The following is an 18,395-nucleotide window of genomic DNA, read 5'->3' as shown; positions in this document are numbered from 1 at the left end:
TGAATTAATCTTATGCTAAGTCGTGCCTAACTGGGGTTTTTCGTTATAAATAATCCAGTGAAGATTTAGTGTTTTAATAATATCAACCAATTGATCAAAGTCTGGTGGCTTGGTAATGTAAGCATTAGCCCCTAGATCATAAATATGATTAATGTCGGCGTACTCTATCGAAGAAGTCAATACTACCACAGGCAACCGTCTGAGTAAAACCTGTTGACGAATCCAAATTAGTACTTCTGAACCAGAGCGTCGCGGCAGTTTGAGATCGAGCAGTATCAGCACAGGCAACGGATAAACCATGCGATCGCTGTAGGGAGATTCACCCGAAAGGTAGTGAACCGCCGCATCTCCATCGTTGACGACGTGCATTGGTGTTACAATTCCTGATTTGCGAAAGGCTCGTTGAATCAAAAAAACATCTTTGGGATTATCCTCGACGAGCAAAATGACGTAATCTGTACTCATGATTGCTCCATCACGGTGGGCAATTCTAACCAAAATCGGCTCCCCTGACCTAGTTGGGAGACAACACCTATTTCACCATTCATCCGTTCAACTCCTTTTCTTACGATCGCCAAGCCAATGCCAGTACCCGGGTATTCTTCCTCACCATGTAGGCGAGTAAAGGGGCTAAAAATCTGTTGCTGTCGCTCTGATGGAATACCAATCCCATTATCTTCAATCCAAAATCTAGTTTGTTGCCCGCGCTGTTCTGCCCAGACTCGGACTTGAGGTAGTACATCGGATGCCACAAATTTAACAGCATTAGATAGTAAATTTGTCAATACTTGAACGAGAACCAGACGATTACCTCGTACTAGGGGCAACGGTTCATCAACTTGAATTTGTGCCTGTTGTTCTAAGATGTCTAATTCCAGCAAAGTCAAAGCCTCTGTCAGAACAAGCGATAAATTAACCGATTCGAGTTGAATATCAGCCTGCCTCAAGCGACTGTAAGCAGAAAGATCCGTGATTAGAGTATCTAGTTTTTCAGCATTAACCGCAATTCGTTGTAGATATTCTAGTGAGGTTGAATCAAACGACCCATCCAAGTCCTCCAACAAAATTTGAGAAAACCCCTGTATTGCTCTTAGAGGAGCGCGTAAATCATGAGAAATCGAGTAAGCAAATTCTTCGAGATCTTGGTTAGCACTGCTCAATTCTTGATTGACTGCGTTGAGTTGAGCCGTTCGTTTTTGGACTCGTGCTTCTAAAATAATTTCTGTTTGTTTGCGCTCCGTAATATCTTCTAGCAGTCCATCAATCACGCTGATTCCTTCAATAATGTTTAAAGTAGTGGTTAAAAGTCCCCAGAATTGAGTTCCATCGCTTCGAGTAAGTTGAACTTCTCGCTCTTGATGTTGTGGGGGCGGTAAATGGACTAATCGCGCATAGCAGTTTTGAGTATCGAGTAAATTCATCTCATTTGCTTGTCCTAGAGATTTGATGCCGAATAGTTCCAAGAAAGCGGGATTTGTTTCAATGAGTGTACCATCGGGTCGAGAACGGAAAATCCCTACCTTGACTTGATTAAGTAAAGTTTGTAATCGTATTTCTAATAAAGAGGCGCGTTGTTGGGTTTCGAGCCGATTTAGAGCAATCCGAATCGCTGGAGGAATTCGGATATAACGGTTAGATTGTTTTAAGACATAATCATCCAAACCCGATTGTAATGCTTCTACTGCTATTTCTTCGTTGCCTGTCCCTGTAAACATAATTACTGGACAGCGCGGGTAATAGGCTTTGATCGTTCGCAAGATCTCTAGCCCATTAGTCCAGCGTAACTGATAATCTGTAACCACTGCATCAAACCCCCCCGAAGAGATCGCTAGTTCAAAATCGCCAGCATTAATAATTTCTGTAAACTCTACTTGCGGAAATTCCCGTTGTAGTTCACGAATAATCAGAGCGCGATCGCTACGGTTATCATCAATGATCAGAACTTGGAGGGTTTGTATCATGGCTTAGACCGTTGAGTTAAGAAGTAGATTTTGGCAGTGACAGCCAGAAGCGACTGCCCTGACCTAATTGCGATACTATGCCCACCTGTCCACCCATCCGTTCTAATCCCTTACGGACAATGGCTAAACCAATACCCGTACCTGGATAGCTTTCGGCACCGTGTAGACGTTCAAAGACACGGAAAACACGCTCTTGATGTTCGGGAGCAATTCCAATTGCGTTATCGACAATCGATAATTGAATCCAATACTGATCATTGTGCCGTTCGGTTGTGGCAAAAATATCGATCTGGGGTTGGATATTTGGTTCAACAAACTTAATCCCATTGCTGATCAAATTGACGATAGCTTGAATCAGAGTCGGACGATGAGCTATGACTACAGGTAATGGAGTCGCCACCCGAATCTGCGCTTGATGTTCTTGAATCTGTCCCGCTAGTTGCTTGAGGGCTTCTGAAATCACTTCATCTAAAGCCGTTGGTCGTAGATTAATTTGAGTGCGGGTTAAACGGCTATAGGCGAGCAAATCACTAATCAGCATGTTCATCTGAAACGCATCATCAATAATGGAATCAATGTAGCCTCGACAAAAATCTTCTAACTGACTGCCACAATCTTCTAATAACGCTTGAGCAAAACCTTGCATGGTTCGTAAGGGTGCGCGTAGATCATGAGAAACCGAATAGGTAAAAGCTTCTAGCTCCTGATTCTTTTCCTCGATTTGGGCTGTCCGTTCAGTCACTCGTTGCTCTAAGGTTATGTTTAGTTGTCGTAAGGCTTCCTCTACTTGCTTACGATCGCTGATATACTCGATCACAGAGATAAAATACTTAGGCTGTCCGTTGTTGTCTCGTAGCAGTGCCACCGTTAAATTAATCCAAATCAACGAGTGATCTTTGCGTATATAGCGTTTTTCCATCGCATAGGTTGGAATTTCATTAGCCAGCATTTGCTGAACATAAGTCAGATCAAGATCTAAATCATCAGGGTAGGTAATGTCTTGAAACGTAAGTTGCAACAACTCCTCACGGGTATAACCGACAATTTCACACAGTTTTTGATTCACCCGTAGCCATTGTCCGTCAGGACTGACATGAGCAATACCGACAGCCGCTTGATTAAAAGTAGAGCGAAAGAGTTGCTCTTGTTCTCGTAGTTCAATTTCGGCTAGCTGACGTTCTTTAAGTTCGTTTTGAAGTTGCTGCCGTAGTCGCGACTGTTGTAAAGCGATCGCCAACTGTGCCGATACTTCACGGGCTATGTTTTGGGCTTCAAGATTAAAAGCATCGGTTTGAGTAGCAGCAAGATTAAGTTCACCAATTAGCCTGTTTTCGACCAATAACGGCACACAGAGACAGCTACAAAAGCCATGCGAGCGCAACTGCATCAGGAGCGATGGTAAAGATTCTTGACTGGCTAGATCCGCGCTGTAGCGAATTTCCCGCAAGAGTATTTGTTCTAGAGCAAAATCAGCGATCATCAGTTGGGTACCTTGGAGCGGGATCAGTTCTCCCGTTTGGCTATTTCCTGCTAAGATTTGTGCCGTTTGTGCTTCTAAGTCAAACACTGCGACAAATGCCTGCTGATAGATTACAATTGGCTGTAGTTGGGTAAGGGCGTTACTAACTAAAGTTTCATCGGTTTCACTCGCTAAAATGGCTTGATCAATCTGATGGAGAACTGATAAGCGTTGGCTACTCCGTCGGACTGTCTGTAAAGCATCTTCATAGGTATGGGAGATTCGTATAATTTGGCGGCGCGTGAAATAGGCAAGAATAATTCCTACGGTGAACATCAACAACAAACTACTCAGAATCACAGTTTGGGTGGTTGCCCTAGCCGTTCGACTTCGTTGGTTCCGCAGTTGTTCTTCTACTGAGATAAGCGTCTCTATTTGCCGCCGCAGTTGATCCATGTTCTGTTTACGGCTTTCTAGCTCACTCAAAGGTTCTGGCTCACCGCGTTGTTTTCGAGTAATTGCGGGTGAAATAAATTGTTTCCACTGTTCTTTTTGATTAATGATCTCTCTAACGCGCTGAACTTGATTAGGATTGTCTGAAACAAGAATTTTAAGTTTATCCAAATTGTCATGAATCATTGCGTTCGCTTGCTCATATGGCTCTAGAAATTCTTGGTTTCCCGCCAGTAGATAGCCTCTAAGTCCTGTTTCCATATCTAAGAGCAGCTTTTGTGTATAGTTAGCTTGAGAAATCACTTGATCGGTATGATCCACCCAGCGTAGCGCAGATAACAGCCAGCCGATCTGCCATATGGAAACGCCAGAAAGCAGAGACAATAGACCGAGAGGGAGAGCGATCGCACGAGTTAATCTACGGCGAAAGGGTTCTTCGGAGAGCATCAGAAGCATATCTTCATGTAGCTGGCCATTTTGATAGAATTAGTTAAACAACTTTAAGCTACGGCTCTCTTGTCGTCATCTATCAATCAATAGAATTTTTACAGGAGGCTTTAAGTATGGCTTTGTTTCAGTATACTGAAGTTTAGTGAGCGCCGACAGTAATGGCTCTAGTTATAATTACTAATCAAAATAAGTTTGTTTAGATTTTAGCTAACTATAGGAGTTTTTATAGACTGCTCTTGCTCACGGTAGACAGTAATGATGAGCGAAGATTGTTTTAACACTAAACTTAGGCTAAGTAGATAATTTTTTAGCCTTTCATAATTTCGAGGAAACAGACTGAAAGTAGATTAGGGAATAAAAAATAGACCATAACAATGATTTTATCTTTAATACCTTGTCCTTGAAAAAATCATCTTATGTTGGTCAATGTCATCTTAGCTTCGCTTAAGTATCAGATGAAAATTGATAACCTTTTTAATTCCCGATGTTTTTAGTTTAAGGATTATCACTTTTATGAACTCTATCAATCCTGTGTTTGGAGATCACTTAACCAGTCTGTTTCTTGACGATAATCTAACTGCTGCTAGAATCCGATTACCAGAAATCACAGAACAAATCGTTACCACCGCAGATGTATCAGTCAGCGTACTAACCAATGCCACAGCAGTCTCGTCGGAAGTTAGATCCTTTGTCATTTCTACAACTTCCGAGGTACAGCCATTAGCGACGGATGCACCGACTGGGGCTGATTTGATTGGGCGGATCATTCCCATTGAATTACCTGATACGGTTGATTATGGCGATCGCGGTCGTGTTGCAGTCCAAATTATTAATCGTAGCAATACACTGACTCAAGGCCCAGTCACTATTAAACTTTGGCTTTCTACCGATCACAATATCGATCAAAATGATGTTTTACTAAAAACTCATGTTAGCCGTATCCGTTTAGGTGCTGGTGAATCAACCAATGTTTTATTAAATTATAAAAATATAACTTCTGCGATCGCGCCTGGAGCCTATCACTTAGTTGCCCAAATCGATACAAATAATAGAATCGTAGAAACCAATGAAAACAATAATGTCATCAGTAAACTGGTTTCTGCACCAGATACAGATATTGTCATTGATTGGAATGCGGCGGCTTTAAATGCGATTCAAGCTGAAGGAGAGGCAGGGCGAGGCATCCCACCAACCGCAGGCTCTCGGTTACTGGCGATCATGTCTACAGCAATTTATGATACGGTTAACGCCTTTTTACAAACTCATAACCCCTATGCGGTTGATCTCATTGCGCCAGCGAATGCGTCTTTAGAAGCGGCTATAGCAGGTGCGGCTCATCAAGTTTTAACCACTTTAATTCCTCAACAAACTTCTCTGTTAAATCAACAATTGTCTTATTCTCGTCTTCAAGAAATTAAAGATTTACCCGCTAACGAAATAGCTGGAGATCAATTTGGGCGAACCGTCGCTAATCAAATTCTGGCGTTGCGCTCTGATGATGGTTCAGATAATAACACACCTTATGAGCCGCCAACGGGTGAATTTATCTGGCAACCCAAGGCACCGAATTATACAGCCGTTGGTCAAAATTGGGGCCAAGTGACTCCTTTTGCAATGGTCGATGTGGATGATTTTTCGCCAGATGGGCTGGACTGCGCTCCAACGGTTGATCCACTCCTTTATGCCCAAGAAATTGAAGAAGTTCGTCATTTGGGCGGCAGAAATAACACTGAGCTAACCACACTCACTCGGACGGCTGATCAAACACAAATTGCGGTGTTTTGGGCGTATGATCGCGCTGATACGTTCCGTCCCTATGGGCAACTGAATCAAATTGCTGAAGAAATAGCCATCAGAGAAGGACATTCAATTTTAGATAATGCTCGTTTATTTGCGGCGTTGAATGTGGCGATGGCTGATGCGGCGATCGTTGCATGGGAAGCGAAGTACAAATATATGCAGCCTAGACCAGATGATGTCATTGCGGGAGGAATTGCGGCCAATGATGGCATCGCTGCTACTGTTGGTGATCCGAATTGGCAACCCTTACTCAATACACCACCTTTTCCCGATTATATTTCGGGTCATTCGATTTTCGGCGGAGCATGGGCTGGCGTAATGAGTCATTTCTTTGGCGAAGACTATAACTTTACTGCTGTTTCCCAAGAATTACCCGGTGTACGACGTAGCTTTGATAGTTTTTATGATGCTGCTTATGAAGATGCGATTAGTCGGATTTATGGTGGCGTTCACACCAGAGAAGCGACGATTATTGATTCTTTACCCCTTGGTTTAAATCTTGGTCAATATGTCGCCGAAAACTTATTTCAAAGCGTCGGCTAATCTTACGCAAAAGAAGAAAAACCCAAATCAGGGGGGACATCTTGCCAACGACCTTGACCAACGGCTTGTATTGCTTCTGATAAACTGAGATCACCTGTATACAACGCCTTACCGACAATTGCCCCTGTCACGCCCAAAGGTTCGAGAGACAATAAACTGAGTAAATCGGTGAGTGAACTCACTCCCCCCGAAGCGATAATCGGAATATTGACGGCATTGGCTAACTCGCGTAGAGAATTGAGATTTGGGCCTTTGAGAGTACCATCTCGCTGAATATCAGTAAAAATAATTGCAGCAACGCCAAGGGTTTCCATTTGTTGAGCTAAGTCGGTGGCATTCACTTCAGAAGTTTCTAGCCAGCCTTTTGTTGCGACTTTACCCTGACGCGCATCAATGCCGACTACAATTTGATGAGGAAATTCTTGACAAAGTTGCTCTACTATGATTTTGTTATCAACGGCAATCGTTCCTAAAATGGCTCGTTCAACCCCTAATGATAGTAAATCAGCGACGCTTTGAACATCTCGTAAGCCACCGCCGACTTGCACTGGAATTGAGATTTCTTCAACAATCTTTTTAATCGTGGATAGATTAACGAGTTTGCCCTGTTTTGCGCCATCTAAATCGACTAAATGTAGACGAGTTGCGCCTTGTTCTACCCATTGACGGGCGACTTCTAGGGGGTTTTCATTAAAGACTTGCGATTTTTCATAATCTCCCTGGTACAAACGAACACAACGCCCATCTAGTAAATCGATCGCGGGAATAACATCCATGTTTTAGCCAAAAAATTGTTGTATTAATTGTTCTGCCATCCTAACTAAAACGGAGGGCATCAAAATAAAGAGAAGACTAACTATTATACTCCAAAGATAAGCAACACACATTAATAAGCCGTCTGATTCGATGGTGGCGATTACCAGTAGTACAATGCCAATGGTGGGTAAAGGGTTGGTTAGGGGAATGGGTAGCATCAATAAAATTGCCAGCCATGCGATACAAAGTCCGTTAATACGCCAAATATAGGGGTTTTTAGCAATAACTTTTAAACGGGGTGCGGTAATTTTTTCAAACCAATTACTTAATTTTTTGATAAATCTCAGGAGAGGATAAATAATTTTATCGGGAAAACGGAAATTAGCGAGTTTTTTTGGTAGCCATAGCTCTTTTCTGCCTAAAGCTAACTGTAATGAAAGCAGAAAGCAACTTCCACCTAAAATACTAGACACTCCTGGGGGCATTGGCAAGAGGAAAGGAAAGGCAAATAAACCCGCAAGTAACATTAATCCTTTCTCTGAGGTTCCGTCTAAAATTTCTCTAATTGTTATGGGTTGATCGACTAATTTCTTTAACAGGGTTTCTAATTCGTGAGAGAATTTTAAATCCATAAGATTAAGTAATATCTATAATAAGAAAAATACAGTTACATAGATCGCTGCTGTTAATAATTGCATTAGCATAACAGGAATTCCATATTTTAAAAAGGTTCTAAAGGTCATTTTTCCGCCATGTTGTTCTGCGATCCCTGCTGCAACAATATTTGAGGAAGCACCGACTAATGTACCATTTCCGCCGAGTGTGGCACCATACATCATTGCGTAGAATAGAGGTAATACTTCGGATGGAAATTGCCCCGCATAGCTAGGATCTAAAACATTTTGTCCAACAAATCCGACATTAACTAAATACTGTTTTAAAAGCGGAACCATTGCGACAACTAAAGGTATATTCGGTACAACACTAGACAATAAACCGACAACTACCAGTAAAACGAGTGAACCTAATGCAATATTTTTTCCGAGAATGGTAGCTAGTATTCCAGATAGACTATTGATGACACCAGTTTTTTCAAGTCCTCCGATTAGTACAAAAATACACATAAAAAAGATTAAGGTACTCCAGTCCACATCTTTGAGGATATTTTGAACGGTATCAATTTTGCTTTGATGGGCTAAGAGTAAAGCAAATGTCGCACCAAATAAAGCCACTGCAGCAGGAGAAATAGGAATAGGAAATGATTCACCAATGACGAAAAAGATCAGAACAAATAAGACTAAAATACCACCTAATGCTAAGACTCTGGGATGATTAATTTTAGGATGGGGTAAATCTTCTAAATGCTCAAATTTAGTACGCCAAATTTTGGGGAATAACCAAGGTAACATCAGGGTAACGGTTAACACTGCAAGCGCACCCCCTAAACTCAATTTTTGTAGATATTCGACAAAAGTTATATTAATCGCATCTCCGACAATAAAAGTAGCAGGATCACCGACTAAGGTTAATAAACCAGCACTATTGGCTACAAAAACCATCAAAATCAGCAAAGGAATAAAATCTATGCCAATATCTTGAGCAATAGGAGGAATTAAGGGGGCCAATAACATAACTGTCGTTGCATTTGGTAATACTGCACAAATTGGTGTCGTAATAGCCACAATTCCCAGTAATAAAAGTTTTCCTTGTCCTTTGGCAATGGTCACAATTTGGGTGGCTAGATAATCAAAAATTTTGGTTGGTTCAAAAGAGCGAACTAATACCATAACCCCAAAAAATAAAGCAAGTGTCGCATGACTTCGACTGATGTATCCGACTGCTTCATTGAGTGTCATGACGTGAGTGAAAACAAGGATTAATGCACCCAGTAAAGCAATAACAGTAATGTGTAATTGTTCTAACATAATTAGAACGATCGCACCAATAAAAGTAGTAGCAGAAATAATCGCTTGTAGGGTTTCTGTAGGCATTTTCTTAAAACGTGCAAATCCTAAACAATATTTTTATGATGATGTGTGGAATCGTTAGTAAAACTAAAATATCACACCTAATTAATATCGAAACAGTACCGCACCAATTAATCAGTTAAAAAAAGAAGCCGATAACTAAGCAGTACCAGCAATATGATATTCGACTGAAATCATCAAAACATTAAAAATGAAGTGATTCTTCAGTCTTCCCCTGATGCCGACGAAGTTAGCTGACGGGCTAGGATTAGGAGATATCCTTTTCAACCGAAATACGCCCCAGATTTGGTTCCTCCGCTTCTAAATAATTCCTTGAGTCATGGAATATCCAGAATTAGGCTGACTTACTCTAGTTTTATTCTAAGATAGCATAAAATTTTTTAAATGAATTAAAGTAGCTAACTTAGAAGAACTAAATCACTGAGTTTAAGAAAAGAATAATAGTGTTTTAGATTACGGTTTTAAGCCAAACCACCAAGTAATGAGAATCGGTGCGACGATGGCTAATAAAATATTCATTGGTGCGCCAACTTTAACAAAATCCATAAATTTATAACCCCCTGCACCGTAGACCATTGTATTTGTTTGATAGCCAATGGGTGTCATAAAACTATTAGATGCAGCAAAAGTAATTGCAAACATAAAAGCATAAGGGTTTAGTTGAAGAGTTTCTGCTACTTTAACAGAAATGGGAATCATTAAAACAACGGCTGCATTATTGGAGAGAATTTCAGTTAATAAAGACGTAATAACATAAAAGAAAAATAAGATCCAAAAACCCGATAAACTTCCGCCCAAGGAAACTAAACCTTTAGCTAACCATTCAGTTGCCCCAGAGTTATCCATTGCTGTTCCTAATGGAATTAATCCAGCAAGGAGAAAAATCACATCCCAACGCACACTTCCATAGAGTTCACCAGGTTTTAAACAACCTGTTAAAACCATTAATATTACACCAATTAAAGAGGATACTAGAATCGGTAAAATATCAAAAGCGGCTAATAGAACAACACCTGAAATAATCGCTACTGAGATCCAAGCTTTGCTAGATTTTAAGGTTTCTACGTCTCTTTGCTCAAGTACTAACAATTCTCTAGTTGTTTGTAAACCAATAAAACTATCTTTTGGGCCTTGAACTAATAATAAATCACCAAATTTTAGAGAAACTTTTCCTAATCTATCTCGGATTAATTCTTCACCGCGTCGAATTGCTAAAACCGTAGCATTATATCGTTGTCTGAAACGTAAATCCTTTAAATTAGAACCAATTAAACGAGAGTTAGAAAGGATTAAGATTTCTGCCAATTTTTCTTGTCCCTCCGTCAGTTCCTTCTCTAACTTATTATTAAACTTAACATCGGCTACAATTTCTAGACCTTTTTCATCACGAATTTTAAGTAAATCTTCTCGTTTACTGCGAATAATTAAAATATCGCCAGCACTTAAAGTTTTATCAGTTAATGGTTGAGGAAAATGATTCCCATTGTGGATAATTTCTAGAACATCGAGATCAAATTTACGTTGAATCCCACTTTCTCTAAGAGTTTGTCCAATTAAACTTGAACTAGGAGAAATAATAACTTCACTAACATAATCTTGTAACTGATAATCATCCCCAACGTTGTCTAAATCCGAAATTTTAGGATTAGGCAAGAGTTTAGGGGCAAAAAACGCTAAATAAATTAAACCTGTTAAAAACGTTAAAAGTCCAACAACTGTAAAATCAAATAAACCGAATTGTCCATAACCTAATTTTTCGGAAATCCCGCTTGCCAGTACATTAGTTGATGTACCAATGACAGTAATCATACCTCCTAAAATGGTGACATAGGAAAGTGGTATTAACATTTGAGAGGGAGAAATTTTTTGTTTTTTGCACCAATCTTCAACAATCGGCAGAAAAACAGCAACAACAGCCGTATTATTAATAAAAGCACTAATCGTTCCGACTAATCCCCCCATCACTAACATTTGTTGAGTTGTGTTTCTGCCACCCCATTTAAGTAACAAATCTCTAACAATTTGAATCGCACCTGTTCGACTGATTCCAGCACTTAAAATAAACATCGCCATTACTGTAATAGTGGCATTATTACTAAAACCTGCGATTCCCTCTTCTGGCGTAACTAATTTCAGTAAAATCAGTACAACTGCAACACAAATTGCTACAAAATCTACAGGAAACCATTCACCAATAAAAAAGAATAAAGCGACAACTACAACGCCAAGGGTTAGAAAAATATTTGCAGAATCAGCCATAAATTGACTTATGTTTAAAATTTTATTAAGTTAGTCGAGATCATATCATAGTCTTTCAATGATTTATGAGCAAGATAGCTCGATTTAATTGGGTATCTGATCTAAAATGATCCAACAAAGAATAACGAAGAGATTGTTAGCATAGATACAGTGTTTACTTAACTTAACTTATGAACCGCAGACCTCGCTATAATCCCCCGTCGCGCACTCCTGCTGAATCATCGGGCATGAAGTTTAATTATGGTACGATCGCTCTTTTAGGTGGTATTTTTGTCTTAGGGATTGGTGCAGGGCTTGTCTTTAACTCAACCGCGAATTTTAGTCCAGAAAACGTAGCATCCAGAGAAGTCATTGATCGTAGCGCACCAAATGCCGAAATATGTGTACAATTTGGCTCAAGTGCGATCGTGACGGATGTCAGAGTATTTATTACATTAAACCCCTTTAATGTCTTTGTCACTCAACCCGTCATGCAGCCTGGATGTGTGCTAAGACGCAATAACTGGTCACTCCTAGAACAGCAAAAACTGGTAGACTCACGCCAAGTACAAGACTGTAAAAATAGAATGAATACCTTTGGGTTTACTGGGCCATTAGAAGGAAAACCTAAAATCGACTGCATCTACCAAAACGAAGCAGCAGGAAACTTATTTGTTACGCCATCAGGAGCAGTCGGCCCGCGTCCAGAAACCGATAAGTTCTAAAATTAGTCTAATCTCATTATCCATTTTTTTGAGTAAAGTCCATGTGTGGAATTGTTGGCTATATCGGAACCCAAACCGCCGTTACTATCCTAGTCAGTGGTTTAGAACGCTTAGAATATCGTGGGTATGACTCGGCAGGGATTGCAACTGTACTTGAAGGTGAAATACACTGTGTACGGGCTAAAGGAAAATTGTACAATCTTCGGGAAAAATTAGAACAAGATGTTAATCCCGCTAAAATTGGTATTGGTCACACACGTTGGGCAACTCATGGCAAACCCGAAGAACATAACGCCCACCCTCACAAAGATATGTCTGGACGTATTGCGGTTGTCCAAAATGGCATTATTGAAAATCATCAAGTATTACGTGAAGAACTTCTGGCCAAAGGATACAAATTTCAATCCGAAACCGATACAGAAGTTATTCCCCATCTCATCGCAGACTTAATGGAACAAGATACGGATGATGATGGACTGTTAACCGCAGTTCGTGAAGCAGTACATCGCTTAGAAGGTGCATTTGCGATCGCTGTAATTAGTGCAGACTATCCCGATGAAATTATTATCGCACGTCAACAAGCCCCTTTAGTGATTGGTTTGGGTCAAGGTGAATTTTTCTGTGCCTCCGATGTAACGGCTTTAGTGACCCACACACACACCGTTTTATCAATGGAAAACGGCGAAATTGCCCGTTTAACACCCTTAGGGGTCGAAGTGTACAACTTTGCGGGAAAACGCCTCAAAAAAACGCCTCGTACTTTGGACTGGAACCCGACAACAGTAGAAAAACAGGGTTTCCGTCATTTTATGATTAAAGAAATTCATGAACAACCCAATGTGATTCGGACTTGTTTAGAAGCTTATATTAATCCGACTTGGGGTGAGAAAAATCCTGAGTTAAACCCCATAAATTTAGGCTTATCCACTTTGTTAGATAATGTCGAACATATTCAAATTCTAGCTTGTGGCACCAGTTGGCACGCGAGTTTAATCGGTAAATATTTAATCGAACAATTGGCTAATATTCCCACTGTTGTCCAATATTCCTCAGAATTTCGCTATGCCCCTTCTCCTATTACGGCAAATACTCTAACCATTGGTGTCACTCAGTCTGGGGAAACAGCCGATACAATAGCTGCCCTCGAAACCGAAAAACAACGACGTTTAGCCCTACCATCGGAATACAAAGCCCGTTTATTAGGGATTACGAATCGTCCTGAAAGTACCCTAGCTCACATGGTAGAGCAAATTATCAATACACAGGCAGGGATTGAAATTGGGGTTGCTGCCACTAAAAGTTTTATTGCCCAATTAATCGGATTTTATTTATTAGCCCTCGATTTATCCTATCGTCGTCAAACATTACCCTTAGAAAAAATTGCTTTACTCATTGAAGGGTTGCATCAATTACCGCGACAAATTGAAACCATTTTAGAAAAACAAGAAAAATATATCGAAGATTTAGCCCATGAATTTAACGATACTCAAGATTTTATCTTTCTCGGACGGGGGATTAATTTTCCCATTGCCTTAGAAGGTGCTTTAAAACTCAAAGAAATTAGTTATATTCATGCTGAAGGTTATCCCGCAGGCGAAATGAAACATGGCCCCATCGCCTTACTTGATTCTAAAGTACCCGTTGTTGCGATCGCACTTCCAGGTCTAGTTTATGATAAAGTTCTCTCCAATGCCCAAGAAGCAAAAGCTAGAGATGCTAGACTCATTGGAGTTGTGGCGATTAACGATCTCGAAGCCTCTCATATTTTTGATAACTTATTATCGGTTCCTGAAGTCGATGAGATCTTATCTCCCGTCATTTCTGTCATTCCCCTACAGTTATTGGCCTATCATATCGCAGCCCGCAAAGGTCTAGATGTCGATCAACCTCGTAACCTTGCCAAAAGCGTTACTGTTGAATAGATACAACTAGCACGGGAAACCGTACCATTTGTTTCTTGAAAAGTTTTGTTAATCTAGATTAAGGAGTAGTGTAATCTTATCTAGGGGACAACGATCATATGGCTTCGACTACTGACTTTAAAGATTATTATGCTGTTTTAGGGGTCAACAAAAATTCTAGTAATGATGAAATCAAAAAAGCCTTCCGTAAATTGGCTGTAAAGTATCATCCCGATCGTAACCCGGGAGACAAAGCAGCAGAGGAACGCTTCAAAGAAATTAGTGAAGCCTACGAAGTTTTGTCGGATACTGAAAAACGCCAGAAATACGACCAATTTGGGCAATATTGGAAGCAAGCTAGTCAAACAGGTGGCGGCTATCCTGGTGTAGGCGTTGATGTCGGTGGTTTTGATTTTAGTCAGTATCGTAGTTTTGAAGATTTTATCAATGAACTGCTAGGCCGTTTTGCGACACCAGGGGCTACGGGAACAGGAAACTATCGAACTTCTACAGGTGGTAGAACTGGTTTTAGCGATTATAGTAATTTTAATGATTTTGCGGCAGGCTTTGGCACTAATCCCCAATCAACTACCCAATTAGATAGAGAAGCAGTACTTCGTTTAAACTTGTCAGAAGCTTATCGAGGTGTCCAAAAACGTATTAGTATCGGGACTGAAACTATTGATATTCGTATTCCAGCAGGGGTCAAAACGGGAAGTCGTCTAAAAGTGAAGGGCAAAGGGCAAAGCAATCCTCAAACGCAACAAAGAGGCGATTTGTACCTTAAAATCGAATTAGATGCTCATCCTTTCTATCAGTTTGACGGCGATAATTTAGTCTGTGAAGTGCCTATTACGCCAGATGAAGCAGTTTTAGGCGGATTAATCGAGGTTCCGACTCCTGATGGTATGGTTACGATGAAAATACCATCGGGGATTAGATCAGGTCAATCTCTTCGTCTGCGGGGCAAAGGTTGGCCAAATGCTCAAGGTAGCAAAAGTGATCAATTAGTCAAAATTATGATTGATACACCCAAAGATTTAAGCCAAGTTGAAAAAGAATTATACGAAAAAATTCGGGCTAATCGCTCTTATGATCCTCGTAAAAACTTGCAGCAAATGGCTTTGTAAGATTTTTTTGAGGTTTAATATTTTTAAAAGGAGGTGATTAATTTGATGAATTATCAAAATTTAATTAATTTAAAAAAAGGGGAAACCAAACAGCTTTATGAACAAGATTATATGTTGTGGATAGAAGCAACAACTAATCAACTAAAATCTAAAGATTTTGACCATCTAGATTTAGAACATTTAATTGAGGAGGTCGAATCTTTGGGAATAGAACAGCGTCATAAAGTGGATAGTTATCTTAGACAACTTTTGCTACATTTGCTAATTTATCAATATTGGACACAAGAAAAAGCTTATTGTGCAAGGGAATGGCGAGGAGAAATTACTAATTTCAGAAATGAATTAGAAACTTTATTCGAGTCGAGAACTTTATATAATTACTTTTTAGAAAAAATAGATTTAATTTATCTTAAAGCCAGAAGACAGGCGATGATTAAAACAGATTTACCTACTACAACCTTTCCTGAAAAATGCCCTTATACTCCTGAAGATATCATGAATTTCAATTTTTTCCCCGAATAAAAATTAATTGAGGTGAGACATAGCCCACCTGTATTAATTACGCTTCGTCAGTGCTTAAAATTTGAGGGACTTTAAAAAAATCGCCTTCTGGTTCTGGAGATTCATTCAGTAACGCTTCTCTATTACCATAGGGAAAAGTCGTATCAGGACGAGTAATATTACTTAATTCAATTGCTCGTGTTGTCGGTGGTACGTCTGTTGTATCTAATTCGCTTAACTGTTCAGCATATTCGAGAATGCTACTTAGTTGAGATGCAAATTGTTCTTCTTCTTCGCTGGTAATATCTAAACGGGCAAGATGGGCGATTTTTCTAACTTGTTCTCGATCAATCATGTTGAAATATATCTTATGTGAAATAGCGAATGGAGAAGGGTTTTTACAGTTATCAGTCATCAGTTATCAGTAAATTTTTTCTTACTGTTTGCTGATTACTGATAACCATGTCCCTACATTTTTTAGAAATAGACATCCATTTCAGAACGTCCAGTTATTTTGAGCCAGTTTTGGGCTTCTAGATAGTTATTCGGTGCAAGACGTACTGCTTGTTTCCAATACTCTGCGGCTTTGTCAAAGAGGGCTTCTGCTTCTTCAACTTGTCCAGTTTCTTTGGCTCTTTCCCCTTGATAATGGTAGATCACCGCAATATTATTAAAAGCAGAACTATAGGTCGGATTGAGTTCCGCCGCTTGCTCATAATATTCTAGAGCTTTTTCGTGTTCACCGTTACTCGCGTGAATTAGCCCAATATTGAATAAAATGTAACTGCGATCGTTGGCATCATCTTCTAGTTTGAGAGCTTCATAATAGTTATCTAACGCTTCTGCATATTCCCCGTCAGCTTGAGCAGACATTCCATCACGATAGTAAACAAATGCTTCTTTTGCTCTTTTATTGACTGGCAGAGCTTTTAGGATAATGTCTGCCATTACTGTAAAAGATTTGTCGATAAAATTATCGTTGCGTTGAGTTCGTGGCATAGTACGGCATCAAAGAGGATTACTAACTTTTAAAATCGTAACGTGTTTTCGAGTCCTTAGAATTCAAAATTTTCTTGGCTAGTACCTTGATGTACTGTTTTAACCCATTTTAATCGCTTGGGTCGAACCGACATCCGCGCCGTAATACTAGGAATAATCACAAACCAGTGCATCATATAAACAGTACCTTTTAAGGTCGCCCAAGCAATATTAATAAAATTAGCAAAACTTAACTTTTCTTCAGAGTTGATACGTCTTAGTCCAGTGGACATTCCCCAAAATGACAAGAAAAAGATTAACCCTGTAATGGGAGTTAGCAACGGTGCATGATGACGTGTTACAACCATTAATAGATCTGGAACCGCAGCCGTCGGTAGGATATATTGTAGGAAGAAGAAAAAGAGTAAATCGACTTTTTTCTTGAGTCCCATGGGTGCATTAATCATCCATCGCCAATAGTCCATATATCTCTGATAGCCGCCTTCTGCCCAACGGTTACGCTGATGCCATAGTGCGATCGCATTTGTCACCCCTTCTTCCCCGACAGCAGGAGTCATTAAAATCCCAATTTTCCAATCATCTAAATGTAACCTAATTGTTAAATCTAAATCATCAGTAATGGTTTGCTCATTCCAACCACCACAACTTTCTAAAGCCTTGCGACGCACAAACTGACCATTGCCCCGTAGTTCACCCATACCACCAATTGCGATCCGTTGTTGTTGGTAGTAGCTATCTACAGCCATTTCTGCCTTTTGTCCTTTTGTCCAAAAATTGACCTCATCGTTGGTGATGGCTTTACGAACTTGAATAGCACCCATTTCTGACGCTTCAAACATAGCAACGACACTTTTGAGCATATCAGCCGAAACATGAGCATCTGCATCAAAAACACCGATAATATCGCCTTTGGTCAGTTTTAATACTTGATTTAATGCGCCCGACTTTCCGCCACCTGCATTTGCTGGGCGATGAATGACATTTAACTGCGGATATTGTTCCGCCAATTGATCTAAAATTACTGGTGTTTGATCTGTGCTGTAATCATCGATGATCCACACATCATATTTATTTAGGGGATAATCTAGATTACACAATGTAGTCACTAAACGACTAATGACCGCTTCTTCATTTTTAGCAGCTACAATCAGAGACACATGAGGGGCTGTTGTTAAAGCTTCATCTGATAGAGGAATGAGAGTTGCTTCGGGTTGCGCGAACATGATCCTAAGTGCATGAATGGCTAACACTGTGGTTAACGTTAAGATTACCCAACTTCCCCAATTTACTAAATGTAGTCCGATGATCACAGTCCAAATCGCTATTAGCACAAAAGCGGCTTTTTGTCTACGTCCTGCTAAACCCTGAAAAAAATCACTTCTAAACTCCTCTTCATCTTCTTCTGGATCTGTCCATTCTGATAGTAGAGAGCTAATGGGATCGAGTTCGGAGGCAGATTCGTCGTCTGACCAATAGTTTTTTGTCATAATG

The 18,395-nt window shown here is 40.0% G+C and carries 15 protein-coding genes and 1 riboswitch; of the genes, 5 read left to right on the top strand and 10 right to left on the bottom strand.

Features of this window, described 5'->3' with window-relative positions; translation table 11 throughout:
* Positions 1-15: 15 nt before the first annotated feature.
* Genes CFPU101_RS13930 through CFPU101_RS13920 form a run of 3 tightly spaced genes read right to left on the bottom strand, consistent with a single transcriptional unit; the run spans position 16 to position 4,320 of the window.
* On the bottom strand, positions 16-465 hold the full coding sequence (locus CFPU101_RS13930) for a response regulator (protein WP_206815948.1): 450 nt from the start codon (positions 463-465) through the stop codon (positions 16-18).
* On the bottom strand, positions 462-1,961 hold the full coding sequence (locus CFPU101_RS13925; protein ID WP_206815947.1) for an ATP-binding protein: 1,500 nt from the start codon (positions 1,959-1,961) through the stop codon (positions 462-464). The genes CFPU101_RS13930 and CFPU101_RS13925 overlap by 4 nt, the downstream gene beginning before the upstream one ends.
* A 16-nt stretch (positions 1,962-1,977) precedes the next feature.
* Positions 1,978-4,320: a CHASE3 domain-containing protein gene (locus CFPU101_RS13920; RefSeq protein WP_242577970.1), complete on the bottom strand. Its 2,343-nt coding sequence runs from the start codon at positions 4,318-4,320 to the stop codon at positions 1,978-1,980.
* A gap of 516 nt (positions 4,321-4,836) precedes the next feature.
* Between CFPU101_RS13920 and CFPU101_RS13915 the strand changes: the two genes are divergently transcribed.
* Positions 4,837-6,666, top strand: a complete 1,830-nt coding sequence (locus CFPU101_RS13915; RefSeq protein WP_206815945.1) for a CARDB domain-containing protein — start codon at positions 4,837-4,839, stop codon at positions 6,664-6,666.
* A gap of 2 nt (positions 6,667-6,668) precedes the next feature.
* Here the strand turns inward: CFPU101_RS13915 and hisA are convergent, their stop codons facing one another.
* The 4 genes from hisA to CFPU101_RS13895 all read right to left on the bottom strand — a co-directional run bounded on the left by hisA (position 6,669) and on the right by CFPU101_RS13895 (position 11,669).
* Positions 6,669-7,442, bottom strand: a complete 774-nt coding sequence (gene hisA / locus CFPU101_RS13910; RefSeq protein ID WP_206815944.1) for a 1-(5-phosphoribosyl)-5-[(5-phosphoribosylamino)methylideneamino]imidazole-4-carboxamide isomerase — start codon at positions 7,440-7,442, stop codon at positions 6,669-6,671.
* Between the two features lie 3 nt (positions 7,443-7,445).
* Positions 7,446-8,054 (bottom strand): exopolysaccharide biosynthesis protein, encoded by a 609-nt coding sequence (locus CFPU101_RS13905; RefSeq protein WP_206815943.1) that lies wholly within the window; start codon positions 8,052-8,054, stop codon positions 7,446-7,448.
* A 15-nt stretch (positions 8,055-8,069) separates the two neighbouring features.
* Positions 8,070-9,413, bottom strand: a complete 1,344-nt coding sequence (locus tag CFPU101_RS13900) for an ArsB/NhaD family transporter (RefSeq protein WP_206815942.1) — start codon at positions 9,411-9,413, stop codon at positions 8,070-8,072.
* Between the two features lie 200 nt (positions 9,414-9,613).
* Positions 9,614-9,761, bottom strand: a riboswitch (cyclic di-AMP (ydaO/yuaA leader).
* Positions 9,762-9,863: 102 nt separating this feature from the next.
* Positions 9,864-11,669 carry an SLC13 family permease gene (locus tag CFPU101_RS13895; protein WP_206815941.1) on the bottom strand — a complete coding sequence of 602 codons (1,806 nt, stop codon included), beginning with the start codon at positions 11,667-11,669 and terminating at the stop codon, positions 9,864-9,866.
* 170 nt (positions 11,670-11,839) lie between these two features.
* Here CFPU101_RS13895 and CFPU101_RS13890 point away from each other — a divergent pair, with 170 nt between their 5' ends.
* The 4 genes from CFPU101_RS13890 (at position 11,840) to CFPU101_RS13875 (ending at position 15,926) form a co-directional block, all read left to right on the top strand.
* Entirely contained in the window at positions 11,840-12,373 is a 534-nt protein-coding gene (locus tag CFPU101_RS13890; protein WP_206815940.1) for a DUF3172 domain-containing protein, read from the top strand.
* 41 nt (positions 12,374-12,414) lie between these two features.
* The gene (glmS, locus tag CFPU101_RS13885) at positions 12,415-14,295 is read left to right on the top strand and encodes a glutamine--fructose-6-phosphate transaminase (isomerizing) (RefSeq protein WP_206815939.1); all 1,881 of its coding nucleotides are present in this window, start codon (positions 12,415-12,417) and stop codon (positions 14,293-14,295) included.
* A gap of 98 nt (positions 14,296-14,393) precedes the next feature.
* A complete protein-coding gene (locus CFPU101_RS13880) occupies positions 14,394-15,404 on the top strand; it encodes a DnaJ C-terminal domain-containing protein (RefSeq protein ID WP_206815938.1) in 1,011 nt (336 codons plus the stop codon).
* Positions 15,405-15,449: 45 nt separating this feature from the next.
* Positions 15,450-15,926, top strand: a complete 477-nt coding sequence (locus CFPU101_RS13875; RefSeq protein WP_206815937.1) for a DUF29 domain-containing protein — start codon at positions 15,450-15,452, stop codon at positions 15,924-15,926.
* A 37-nt stretch (positions 15,927-15,963) separates the two neighbouring features.
* Here CFPU101_RS13875 and gatC read toward each other — a convergent pair whose 3' ends face one another.
* The 3 genes from gatC to CFPU101_RS13860 form a co-directional block, all read right to left on the bottom strand.
* On the bottom strand, positions 15,964-16,260 hold the full coding sequence (gene gatC / locus CFPU101_RS13870) for an Asp-tRNA(Asn)/Glu-tRNA(Gln) amidotransferase subunit GatC (protein ID WP_206815936.1): 297 nt from the start codon (positions 16,258-16,260) through the stop codon (positions 15,964-15,966).
* Between the two features lie 122 nt (positions 16,261-16,382).
* Positions 16,383-16,904, bottom strand: coding sequence for a photosystem I assembly protein Ycf3 (locus CFPU101_RS13865; RefSeq protein WP_206815935.1), 522 nt, complete (start codon positions 16,902-16,904; stop codon positions 16,383-16,385).
* Positions 16,905-16,960: 56 nt separating this feature from the next.
* Positions 16,961-18,391 carry a glycosyltransferase family 2 protein gene (locus tag CFPU101_RS13860; RefSeq protein WP_206815934.1) on the bottom strand — a complete coding sequence of 477 codons (1,431 nt, stop codon included), beginning with the start codon at positions 18,389-18,391 and terminating at the stop codon, positions 16,961-16,963.
* Positions 18,392-18,395: the final 4 nt, after the last annotated feature.

Origin of the sequence: Chroococcus sp. FPU101 (assembly GCF_017312365.1) — a bacterium.
Lineage (GTDB): Bacteria > Cyanobacteriota > Cyanobacteriia > Cyanobacteriales > Microcystaceae > Chroococcus.
The sequence above is the reverse complement of the archived record's forward strand: the minus strand, read 5'-3'. Positions and strand labels throughout refer to the sequence as shown.